Source organism: Bradyrhizobium sp. AZCC 2230 (assembly GCF_036924495.1).
Classification (GTDB): domain Bacteria; phylum Pseudomonadota; class Alphaproteobacteria; order Rhizobiales; family Xanthobacteraceae; genus Bradyrhizobium; species Bradyrhizobium rifense.
This window is the reverse complement of record NZ_JAZHRS010000001.1, coordinates 295,478-307,050: the sequence shown is the minus strand read 5'-3', so window position 1 is coordinate 307,050 and position 11,573 is coordinate 295,478. Positions and strand designations below refer to the sequence as shown.

General features: G+C 60.1%; 10 protein-coding genes and 1 tRNA gene. 2 read left to right on the top strand and 9 right to left on the bottom strand.

The annotated features are described in order from the left end of the window. Positions 1-8: 8 nt before the first annotated feature. The 4 genes from V1280_RS01490 to V1280_RS01475 form a co-directional block, all read right to left on the bottom strand. Positions 9-656 (bottom strand): recombinase family protein, encoded by a 648-nt coding sequence (locus tag V1280_RS01490; RefSeq protein WP_334518325.1) that lies wholly within the window; start codon positions 654-656, stop codon positions 9-11. A gap of 163 nt (positions 657-819) precedes the next feature. Further along, complete coding sequence (locus V1280_RS01485) at positions 820-2,241, bottom strand: UvrD-helicase domain-containing protein (protein ID WP_334518324.1); 1,422 nt, start codon at positions 2,239-2,241, stop codon at positions 820-822. Then, complete coding sequence (locus tag V1280_RS01480; protein ID WP_334518322.1) at positions 2,228-3,940, bottom strand: ATP-dependent nuclease; 1,713 nt, start codon at positions 3,938-3,940, stop codon at positions 2,228-2,230. Before V1280_RS01480 ends, V1280_RS01485 begins: the two co-directional genes overlap by 14 nt. A 603-nt stretch (positions 3,941-4,543) precedes the next feature. After that, the gene (locus V1280_RS01475; protein ID WP_334518320.1) at positions 4,544-4,693 is read right to left on the bottom strand and encodes a hypothetical protein; all 150 of its coding nucleotides are present in this window, start codon (positions 4,691-4,693) and stop codon (positions 4,544-4,546) included. A gap of 169 nt (positions 4,694-4,862) precedes the next feature. On the opposite strand from V1280_RS01475, the gene V1280_RS01470 reads away from it, so the two are divergent. Together V1280_RS01470 and V1280_RS01465 are read left to right on the top strand one after the other, a co-directional pair. After that, the gene (locus V1280_RS01470; protein ID WP_334518318.1) at positions 4,863-5,669 is read left to right on the top strand and encodes a hypothetical protein; all 807 of its coding nucleotides are present in this window, start codon (positions 4,863-4,865) and stop codon (positions 5,667-5,669) included. 125 nt (positions 5,670-5,794) lie between these two features. Continuing rightward, positions 5,795-6,523 carry a hypothetical protein gene (locus V1280_RS01465; protein WP_334518316.1) on the top strand — a complete coding sequence of 243 codons (729 nt, stop codon included), beginning with the start codon at positions 5,795-5,797 and terminating at the stop codon, positions 6,521-6,523. A 484-nt stretch (positions 6,524-7,007) separates the two neighbouring features. Here V1280_RS01465 and V1280_RS01460 read toward each other — a convergent pair. From V1280_RS01460 to V1280_RS01440, 5 genes are all read right to left on the bottom strand, one after another. Next, a tRNA-Gln gene (locus V1280_RS01460) sits at positions 7,008-7,081 on the bottom strand. A 179-nt stretch (positions 7,082-7,260) separates the two neighbouring features. After that, positions 7,261-8,232, bottom strand: coding sequence for a Bug family tripartite tricarboxylate transporter substrate binding protein (locus V1280_RS01455; protein WP_334518315.1), 972 nt, complete (start codon positions 8,230-8,232; stop codon positions 7,261-7,263). Between the two features lie 62 nt (positions 8,233-8,294). Beyond that, a complete protein-coding gene (locus V1280_RS01450) occupies positions 8,295-9,425 on the bottom strand; it encodes an iron-containing alcohol dehydrogenase (RefSeq protein WP_334518313.1) in 1,131 nt (376 codons plus the stop codon). A gap of 13 nt (positions 9,426-9,438) precedes the next feature. Then, positions 9,439-10,476 (bottom strand): 4-hydroxythreonine-4-phosphate dehydrogenase PdxA, encoded by a 1,038-nt coding sequence (gene pdxA, locus V1280_RS01445; RefSeq protein ID WP_334518311.1) that lies wholly within the window; start codon positions 10,474-10,476, stop codon positions 9,439-9,441. Continuing rightward, positions 10,473-11,573 carry a four-carbon acid sugar kinase family protein gene (locus tag V1280_RS01440; RefSeq protein WP_334538114.1) on the bottom strand — a complete coding sequence of 367 codons (1,101 nt, stop codon included), beginning with the start codon at positions 11,571-11,573 and terminating at the stop codon, positions 10,473-10,475. The genes pdxA and V1280_RS01440 overlap by 4 nt, the downstream gene beginning before the upstream one ends.

Genomic DNA, 11,573 nt, shown 5'->3' with positions numbered 1-11,573 from the left:
CGTGAAAGTTAGGTCAACCCGAGCCGCTTCTGCACACGAATGACCGTTGCGGCATGCCAATCACCACCGGCAGGCGTGGTCACTTTCCGCTCGTTGAGAACCGCAGCAATCTTGCGGGCGGACAGGCCGGCAAGTTCATCAAATACAGGACGCAATTGCTCGGCCCGCTCGATCGCGTCCTCACGGGCTTGGGCACCATGTGCTCTGAGGCCGCCGAGTGCCACGCCTTGGGCCTTTTTTGCCGCTAGCGCATCCTTGGTGCGCCTGGAAATCATGGCGCGCTCTTTCTCTGCCAGCGCGGCGTAGAGATGCAGCATGAACGGATCCGCATCAGCGCCTAGCTCCGCCACGATGAACGGCGTTTTATGAGCCATCAGACCGCTGATGAAATGCACATCGCGGCTTAGGCGATCGAGCTTTGCCACGATGATTGGGGATTTGATCTTCTTTGCCGCCTTCAACGCCGCAGCTAGCTGCGGACGCCGGTTAAGCGCATCGGCCCCTTTTCCAGTCTCAACTTCCTGGTACGTCTGAACTAGGTCGAACCCTTCCGTCTCAGCAAACCGGGCCAGAGCGGTCTGCTGTGCTTCGAGGCCGAGACCGGATTTCCCCTGTCGGGCAGTCGACACTCGGGTGTAGGCGATTGCCGTTTTCATGGATTTTGGCCCAACAATGAAACACCTCAACGACCGTTGATGTGTTCCACAAATCGATGTAACAGGTCAAGGGACAATTGTTACGGCTTGGCGCCGTACGCCCTGCGGCGCCGAAGCGTGCTCGCCTGGCTCTTATCGTGCGAAGAAAACTGCTCTGGCTCACCTACGGATTAAGGACGTTGGTGTCAGAACAGATAACGAGTGTTCGGCTCCCGCGGGTCATCGCGACGTATAGGTGATTATGGTCCATGACTTCGGGATTCAGGATCACCGCAACATCCGCTTCTAGACCCTTAAGCAGGAGCGTGCTGCCAACTGTGCGTTTTGCCAAGGGCCTGCCAATGAGGCGGGATTGTTCTCGGACCTGAACCGCGGCGTCATAAATGGATGGTCCATCCGCCGAACCGCATAGCTGAAACATCTTGTGACATCCCCGCAGAACCGGCGGCCGATGGGCACGCACGCCTCCGTCCTTATTGATGGCAGCCAGCAACGCAGACGCTCCGGCATAACTGGGTTTGTCCGCAAATGCCAAGGCCGCCAGTTCGGTCTCGGTCGGGCCCTTCCTAGCTTTGCCGGATTTAAGGCTGTCGACGCGGGCGATCAAGTCGCCGGGTCCCACGTTCACCATTACCTGAGACGCGAATTGGACAAGGCGATAGAGGGCGTTGCTGGCGCCCAGATCGAACGAGCGCGCAAAATCCACAAGGTCGCGCAGGTCCACGCTTTCTGCGGCGACAGCACCGGGAGTTTGCCCAGCGAAACGCCGTTGCTCCGCCGGCTTGGTGGAATCGGCGATAATGAGAACCGATCCATCGGCAGTCGGCGCCTTTGTCAAACACGCGTTGAGGCGCAGCGCGTGATCGTCCGATCCGTCGAGCGCGATGTGAATTACATTCTTTGGCGCTGAGGCCAAATCAATGCTGCCGCCGGCCAAAAGCGTTTTGCGGACGACAAGCAGCCACTGTCCAAACGCCTTTTCCCCGGCATTGATCCAACGCCAAGGCGTCTTCAACTCGCCAGCATCATCGAAGCTGGCGAGAACGTCAGTATGCCAGTTGACCAGCGCGTTGCCTTTGAAGCCGAAGATCGCTTGCATGGGGTCGCCCAGCACGCAGCAGCGCAGCGGATCGGAAAGGAAAACCACCATATTATGTTGGACCTGCGAACAGTCCTGATATTCATCGACAAACAGCCGGTCATACGTTGCCGCTAGGATTTCATCGAGGTGCTCTTCATTGAGCAATCTCACCGCGGCATCGCGGATAGCCGGATAGTCGGTCGCGGGATAGGCTAGCTCAAGTATTGCGCGATCGTGGCCACTGCGCTTCGGAAACATGGATATCAACCGCATGGCGAATCCATCGAGCGTCGCCAAACGATACTTGGATGGCGCAACGCCCGCACGATCAAGCCGGCCTCGAAGCGCGGCGACGCCAGCATTCGTATGTGTCAGGACGAGGACAGGCTTGGGTCCTTCATGCCGCGACAAGGCGCTTGCGATCAGTTGTGTCTTGCCGCATCCCGCAGGAGCGGTGATCGCGCCTTTCTCGATGCTGAGCAGATCGATTTCAGGATCGGCCATCTTCGATCCACGCGAATACGCCCTCAACAATCGCGCGGAACTCGGCATCGCATTTCGCCAAAGCTGGCCCGACGATTTCCCGGCCGCAATGCTCCATCGCCGTCACGTTTTTGAACCACGCAGCGCTTTTTGTCGTGCATGCCTTCGTCAGGCAGGCGCGGATATCCTTGGTGATGCTTGCCCGGCAATCCTTGAGGGTCAATTTCCCGGCAGAGATCGATTTGATGTGTTCGCCAACCAGATCCTCGCCGTGCAGTGTGACGGCATATTCCAGCAGCTTCGTTACCGCATCGGATGGCAGGGCGTCGAATAATTCATCTTCGAGCGCGCGTCCCGCGCGCCATTTGAATATCGCTCCGACGACCTTAACGAAGATACCTTCTGCTGTTTTATCGGGCTGCACGTCATCGTCACGCAAGACGTTTGTGCGGTAGCCCAGGCTGCGGAACGCTTTGGCGCGCGGATAAATGTTGTCGCAGCCCTTGGCGTCAACAAGCGCAAGGCCAAGCGCCTCCATGGTGACTTTGCCTTGCGACGCTCGGAACTGATCGATGCCGCGCACAAGGCCAACCTCGCTTGCCCCTTCGCACACCAAGACCGATGAGCTCAAGAATGCCTCCGGGCACATCCGAACCGTGCCTTGGATGGTGGGTTTTGATCCGACGAGTACGGCTTTGTGCCCATCTTTGCCGTGGCGAAGTACCGTCAGCTGGTTCGCCGACAATTCGCGGACGGTTACGGGCGAATGCGTCGTCAAGAACCCTTGCAGCGGCGGTGACTCTTCCTTTGAGCCAATGGAATGAAGGAGCCGGATAAGCCGGTGTGGCTCCAACCCATGTTCCACCTCGTCAATAAGGATGATGGTCGCATCCTTGGCGGCTTTGCGTTGCAGGCCGGCGACCAGCAATCGTGCCGAGCCCGTGCCGAGCCCGCGAAGCGGAATGCCGTCTTCGTTGTGAAGGGCAATAGTGCCGCCACTAAACGACACGGAATGCGCATCAAGCAATGCCTTGGGATGCGCGCCAATCTCGATCCCGAGGTCGCGGGCCGTGTCGCCAACGATCCCGAGCGTTACCGATAGCTTCTTTTCGGCCATGTCGCCGAAGGTGGCTCGGGCTTGCCGGGCAGCCTCGGCCATCGCGCCAGACGTCTCCGCCTTCTCATCGGAAAGCTTGGTCAGAACTGAACCACGCCGCCACGCCAAATCGTTCTCGGCGTAAGCGCCGATCCGGGTCGCGCAAAGCCTGATGCGATCACTCCATGTGAGGTAGCGGGTTTGGCCCTGTGCCTCGGCGCGCTCGGACACCAGTGTCCATACCGGCTCAAGATCGCTTTTGACGGTCAGGTTCAGGGTGAGAACCGTCTCCGCGCCGTGCTCCGGTTCGTCATCGATCACGCTCGTCTCGGCATTAAATGATCGCAGGTAGTTGCCATAGGTCTCCATGCTCTTGAGACCGTCATCCAGCTCACCGATGGTGATGGAGATCGAGACCGGCTCGGTCACGTCAAGGCCGTGGAAATCCGCGTCTGAAAACGAAATGTTGCGGCGCGCGCCAAGGCATAGGTCGATCGCATTGAGGACGGAGGATTTTCCTGCATCGCCCGGTCCGATGAGGCAGTTCAAACCCTCGGCCGGTCGCCACGTGAATGTCTTTAGGCAGCGAAAATTTCGGATGTCGATGAAGCGAATGCGGGCCAAGGGTGAACAACTCGGTCATGGGAAATGTGTGCCATAGTACAGTTAACCATGGCTTGCCAGAAAAAAGAGGTGCAACCTAAGGGAAACAGGGCACGCAGATGACAATAGGTCGCCCCTCGTCAGCAAAGCAATTCGCAGCGCGGTCACAAGCGGACCACTTGCTCACTGGCGCACAGCTTGGAATCAGCTCCTGATTTAAGGGCCTCGGCGTTATTTCGTCACCGACGGCGTGTTGTGGCTGTGCGATGAGCCTGGCAAGTGTGAAGGTAAGCGGCACGCCTGGCGCCAGGCGAAGAGCCAGGGCGCATCGCCGGCCGACTCCGGAGAGATGAGCGGCAACGCAGCCGTTCAGAATTTAACCGGCCGCTGTACCAATCGGCACCGCATGGCTGGCTCTAGGGCTGTCGCGCTTGATCGTCGATGGGTCATCGTTCATGAGGCCGGCCACGGAGAGAAGTACCAATCGTGCAGTCGCGTAAAAAACGGAAAAGGGCCAAGCGATGGTTTCGCCTGACCCTTCGGAAGCTTCGCCGCTAACGCGACGATCGGGACGGTTGTTGACGCAGCCGCCCACTCCGGAAAGTGGCCGATCGGGCCGTTCTGTCAACGCGGCGGGTAGTTCGCCGGGATGCCGTGCGCCTTGGCGAGCGCATCAATGATGATCCGGACGTTCTTGCGGTTGTCATCTGCCTGCGCCGTCTTAAGCGCCATGAGCCAGCGGGCGGTGAATTCGTGCAATTGCTTTGCGGTCATAAGGTGCCTGTGATGCTCGGGATGATTTCCATAGACCAACAAAACATGCACTTATTTATCAATAATATTATATACTTAGGTGTAATACAACGTTTCGCTGTATGACAACGAATGGCGGGTCGACGTACCCGTGTTGGTTCATTACTGTAGGTTGCAGTTGGGGGACGAAATGGCCGAACGAGAAGAGGTCCGGGAGTTTATTGCCAAGCTGGTCCAAGAGCACTGGACAGGCACGGGCAAGGCCAAATTGTTGAGCCAGGTCGGCCCGAAAATCTGGGCGGCTTTCCCCGACAGCCGTTTTCTAATGCCTAAGGGATTGCTCAGGTTCTTGCAGGGATGGGCGACCGTGCAAATTATTCGTCATCCGCAAATTCCCGAGAAAATTGGTTTGGTACCTCTCGGGGTAACTCTGCCGAGCGAGACGTCGACCCTCTTTTCGGAATCTCAGATGCCAGTTGGTCCTCTCCAACCTGACCAATTGACGCTTGCAAATCATGCGGGCGCTCAGCAAGAGAACGAAAGGAGAGCTCTACCGCGTCGCAGTTATCTGCCGGAATTTTGGCGGGCGTTTCATGTGCCAATCGAAGGACAAAGGTTTGTTACTTTCCCTGCCTCTAACGGTGGGCGTCCTCAGATCGTTGATCTACCGGCTGGCACTGCTCCGGAGGACAAACATTACGAGATCACGCAAGCTGACGTGAGTAGTTCTGTGGGGATGCTGTCCGATCGCGTTAAGGCGACGGCTCAGAGAATCCAAAATTGGTTGGATCGAAACGAATTACAAGCCGATCCATTTCTCTCCATTGCGACCACCAAGCCAAGCAGCCTGCGTTCACTGACAAAACACAGCTCCGAACCTTTCACGCAGGATCATCGGATCGCCCACGCATTTTCAAAGCTCGATCCATCGGACCTCGCGCGGATCAACGTACCACTTGATATTGTGCTCAAGCTATTGGCCAGCCATAGAGAATGAAGCCGCCTCACTTTCTTGTCTTTATTGGAGCAGGCGCGGCGTTGGCGAACGAACTCAGCGTGCTACGCAGCCAATTCCAAGATACGATACTCGTAGCACCCGCAGTCGGGACCTCCGAAAAGGGCTTGACCAAAGCAGCGCTGGCCCGTGCACTTGCCGCGCTTGTTCGCGAGATGAAAGCATATTCTCGGCTCGTGGAGCCGGCACGGTTGACGGTGTGGTCATACGAGCCGAACCAAGAGGTCGATTTCAAATCTCTCTGGGACGTTTTTGGTAAAGCCGCTTGGATAGAATTGATTCCGAGAAGGCTTGTCCACAAGGACCGTCCGACAAGATTGCACATTCAGGAGCGGGTACCGCGCTTATTACCGCTTATCCATCTTATTGGTCATAGCATCTACAACGAACGAAAAACGTCATCCCTTGTGCTGCCGTTGAGAAATTTCAAAAGCAAGTTCTTACAACCGCTAGACGAGTTTTGGTATCGAGACCACGACGTCGATGCACTTAGGCGATCTATCGACGCAAGCAATTCCCGGTTTCGCCAGCATCATCGGGGCGTGGGAGCCGGCCATCAGGACAGTCGCCGGTTGCTGTTCAAGGGAGCAAGGGACGAGGAGTGCCACGGTCAGGCTCATCCCATTGGTGATGCAGAAAGATGCTTTGTCGAAGGTCGTTTCCGCTTCGGGGCGGCGCTGTTTCCCGGCTTCCATTTCGACGTCACATCGAACTTAGGAACGCTGAATTGTACGCTATACGATTGCCAGGATGCGCCACGCGATATGTGGCCTGAGAGGCGGCAATACGTAAACATATTCCCTAACGATCATATTCTGCCGGCGCGCGCGCAATAAAAAAGGGCGCATTCGATGCGCCCTTTCAATGTGTCCGTATTCACGGACAAAATCATAATTTCTCTCAGCCATTCTGCCACAAGGGCGAACTAGTGTTTCTAGCTCACTCCTGCCGTGTGCCGCGCCCCAGTCTTGAACGATCGTGACTGGCGCCACACATATGCGGTTACTCCATCGAATTCACTGGCTGAAAAGAATTCGACAGACTCTCGCCGGACAAGGCAGCTCATTTAGAGCTGTTGGAGCTCTCGCTGTCAACGGGGCAATTTACGTCTCGTTCCCGCCTCATAGGAGATAGTTACCCATTTGGTCGTTTCAATGGCGTTAACGGTTCATGTCGCGCCTTGTGTTGCGCCGAATTGCCGGGAGCGCACGAGAACCATTGGAAACATTGAAGAAAAGAGAGCAACAGGCGCAACATGCAAACGGGCAATTGCAGCAAAGCCAAAGCGCAATTATCTTAGCGATTTCAGACATTTAAGGATGGCTGGGGAACTAGGATTCGAACCTAGACAAACAGAGTCAGAGTCTGTTGTGCTACCGTTACACCATTCCCCAATGGAATAGCCGAACAAATTCAATATCTTATTGATCTGTCCGACTTCGGCCGGAAGCGCGTTTGGCGCAAATCACGGCTCAGGCGTGGCAGGGTTCTACCTGCTCGGCCCCAGGCTGGCAAGCACGGCTGTGCACGGATCAAAGCGCAGCCGCCCTCACTTCGAACACACGCTCCAGCCCTACTCCATCTTGATATTCGCGGCCTCGATCACCTTCTTCCACCGCTCCGTCTCGGAGGCGATGGTGGTCGCGAACGGCTCGGAATCCACAGCGACTGCGGTGGCGCCGAGCTCGGCCATCTTCTGCACCGTCTCGGGCTGCTGCATGTAGGCGCGGATCTCGGCGGAGAGCTTTTCGATGATCGGCTTCGGCGTGCCGGCCGGAACGAAGAAGCCGTGCCAAGCGACCGCCTCGAAACCGGGGAGGAATTCGGCAACGGCCGGTACTTCCGGATCGAAGGCGGCGCGCTTCGGCGTTGCGGTGGCAAGCATCGCGAGCTGGCCGGTCTTCACCTGCGGCAGCAGCAGCGGCACGTTGTCGAAGGCCAGATCGATCTGGCCGCTCAACAAATCCGTCAGCATCTGGCTCGAGCCCTTGTAGGGCACGTGCACCATCTTGGTGCCGGTCATCTGCTGAAACAGTTCGCCGGCGAGATGCTGCGAGGTGCCGACGCCGGCCGAACCGAACGAGACCTTGTCCGGGTTCGCCTTCAGGTACGCGATCAGCTCCGGCACGGTGCGCGCCTTGATCTTGTCGGGGTTGACGACGAGCACGTTGGGCACGACGCTGATCTGGGCGACAGGCGCCAGGTCCCTGTCCGGCTGGTAGCTGAGCTTCGGCCCGTACAGCGACGGATTGATCGCGAGCGCCGAGGTGCTGGCAAGGCCAAGCGTGATACCGTCGGGTGCAGACTTTGCCAGCCGCGTCACGCCGAGGATCGAGCCGGCGCCGCCGACATTCTCGACCACGAACGGCTTGCCGAGCTTCATCTGCAGATGGTTCGACACCATGCGCGCAAAGATGTCCGCGGTGCCGCCGGCGGCAAAGGGCACGATCACCGTCACCTGCTTGGACGGATAACCATCCTGCGCACTCGCCGGCGACATCGCCAGCAAAATTGCCGAGGCAAGGCCAAGCCACATCGATCTCATCGAAGCTTCCTCTACTTTGACAGCGTTGTTGTTGAGTTGCCGCGAGCACGCGGCGGAGATGGCTAGAACGCGACCTCGTACATGTTCAGGATCGCATCCCGGCTCAGATCGCGTGGATTGTTGTCGAGCAGGCGGCGAATGGCATGCGCCTCGTCGGCCATCACATTGAGATCATTCTTGGGCACGCCGAGCGCCGACAGCCGCATCTCGACGCCGAGGTTTTTGCAGAACGCGTAGGTCGCATCGAATGCAAGCTTCGGATCGCTCCGCTCCGGTAGCCCAAGCGCTCCGAGCACCGCGACCGTCTTCGCCTCGACCGCCGGCATATTGAACGCCAGCGTGTGCGGGAAGATCACCGCGCAAGCGAGACCGTGGGCGACGTGATGACGCGTGCCGAGCGGATAGGCCACGGCGTGTCCGGCGGTGGTGTTCACCGGCCCCAGGCAATAGCCGCCATAGAGCGACGCCAGCGACAGACCGGCGCGCGCCTCGCGATCGCCGCCATCAGCCACCGCGCGCTTGAGATAACGTCCGACCAGCCGCGCGCCTTCGAGTGCATAGAGGTCGATCGTCGGGTGCGCCTTGCGGCTGGTATAGGCCTCGACGCAATGCGCCAGCGCATCGACGCCGGTGGCGGCCGTGATCTCCTTCGGCACGGTCATCGTCAGATCAGGGTCGACGATGGCGATATCGGCCAGCATGAAGCGGCTCTGCACCGCCTGCTTGTTCTGGCTGACGGAATCGGTAACGAGCGCGCGGGTGCCGGCTTCACTGCCGGTGCCCGAGGTGGTCGGGATCTGCATCAGCGCGACGCTGCGGCCGGCCACCTTCTCCGGCCCGACGATGTCGGCAAAGGCGACGTCGCTGGTGCACATCACTGCGACCAGTTTGGCGAGATCCATCGCGCTGCCGCCGCCGAAGCCGACGACGAGATCGGGCTTGACCTCTTTCGCCATCGCGACCGCCTTCTCGAGATTGGGCAGATCCGGCTCCGGCTTCACCTCGCCAAACACTTTGACTGCGCCCGGCAGCGCCAGCGTATCGACGCGGCGCGCATTGAAGGGATCGGAAATCACCAGCGGTCGCCTGGCACCGATACGCTCGGCGAAGCGTGCTGCTGCGGTGATGGTACCGTTGCCAAACTCGAGGATCGTTGGACGCTGGATTTCGATGGGCGTGAAGGCATTGGTCATCGTGGGCTCGATCTCAGGACTTGGATGCGGTGCTGCCTGCGGCGAGACGCTCGGCATAGTCGATGGCCTCGATCAGACTGTGCTCGTTGGCGATGCCCTTACCGGCAATGTCGAAGGCGGTGCCGTGATCGACGGAGGTGCGGATGATCGGCAGGCCCAGCGTGATGTTGACGCCGGAGAGCTCCTGCCAGCGGCCCGTGGCGGCATCGACCTGGAAACCGAGCAGTTTGACCGGGATGTGTCCCTGATCGTGATACATCGCGACCGCGGCATCATACTGGCCGGCGCGCAGCTTGACGAAGATGGTGTCGCCGGGCACGGGACCGACGACGTCGAGACCGTCGGCGACTGCTTTCGCGATCGTCGGCGCGGACACATCGATGTCCTGCCGGCCGAACAGGCCCCCCTCGCCCGCGTGCGGGTTGAGCGCGGCGATCGCGATCTTCGGTTTCGCGATGCCGAGCCGCAGCAGCGCATCATTGGTGAGATCGATCACCATGCGCAGCCGCTCCGGCGTCAGACGCTTCGGCACGTCCTCCAGTGCCACATGGGTCGAGACATGGCTGACGCGCATGTTGCCGTGGGCCAGCAGCATCACCGAGCCGCGCACCCCGGTGAGATGCGCCAGCATTTCGGTGTGGCCGGGAAAGTGATAGCCCGCCTTGTTGAGCGCTTCCTTGTTCAGCGGCGCCGTGACGATGGCGCCGGTTCGGCCGGCCTGGGTGAGCCGCACGCCCTGCTCGATCGCCTTGTAGGCAAAGCGGCCGCCATCGGCGCTGAGCACACCGGGCTTGATCGGGTCGCCCTCGACGTCGGCCTGGAGGTAGCAGAGGTTCGGCCATTCGCGATCGTCGGCCGTGACTTGCGGGATCGCAACGTCGCTGCCGAGCGCGGCCTTCGCGCCGTCCAGCGCAGCGCCGCTGCCGATGATCAGCAGGCGCAGATCGCCACGCGCGATTCGCTCCCTCAATCCCACACAGGCCTTGACGATGATCTCCGGCCCGATCCCGGCGGGATCGCCCATGGTGATGGCAAGATGACGAGAGGTCATGACGGACTCCCCAGATTGAGCAAATGATTGTCCCGGAGCAGATCGCGCCAGAGATCGCGCGTGCCGAACGCTCCGGATTTCGAGATGACATCGACGCCGGCCCAGCGGCCGCCTTGCAGCGTCGAGCGCGGCAGGCCCGGCTCGATCCGCCCTGTCACCTGCAGCGCGTGCGCGCCGAGTGCAAGGCATACGGCCTTCAACGTCTCTCCGCCAGCGACGATCAGGGTTCCCGGCGGATCGAGCGACGCGATCAGCGCCGTCAGCTCGCGCGCGATCCGTTGCGCGGCGTCAGCGCGCGACAGTCCTTCGGCAAGCGAGAATTTTACCAGCGCCACCCCGTCGTCAACCAACTTGCGCTGAACGACCGCGCGACCGTCCCCCTCGGCGAGCGCAATCGTAGCGTCGCCACATGCATCCAGTTGGGATGCGGTGGCGGCCTGGTCTGAGCCGAACAGCCCGAGCACCGGGCGCTTCAATTTCGAAAGCGCATCTGCGCGGTGGCCACGCGCGAGTGCGCCGGCCAGCCCGCCACTGCCGCACCACAGCACTGGCCCGGGCATCTGCCGCGCCATCTCGACGACGCGATCGAGATCGAGGTCGCTCTCGGCATCGAAGACCTGAACGCCGCCTTGTGCCAGCGTGTCGGCGCCGCCGCGCTGCGCCTCGATGCCATCCTGTCTCAACTGGTCCAGCAGATTGTCGCCGACGCGGTGCCAGTCACCGTCCACCGTGCGCGCGTATTGCTGGGCATCGACGGTGCGGCGTCCCTGATAGTCGAAGGCAGGCGCGACCACGCAGGACGCCCAGTGGCCGGTGCTCAGGCAGGCGCCGAGCTCGGCCGCCCAGGCGCCACGGAGCAGGCTGTCGACTTTCTTGTAGGCGATCGTGCCGTCGCGAAGCAGCGGCGCCAGCCGGGCGACGATCGCGACGCTCTCCGCCTTCGAACGTTCCCTTGTGCCGCTGTCGATGGCGAGGCTCGGGGAGCCTGATGCCGTATCCTCCCAAATGACGTCGAACGGTCCGCACAGGCCGACGAACTCCGCCGCGGTGTCGAGCGCGCCGGTCAAATCGTCGGCAAGCAGGCGGATGCTGGTCAT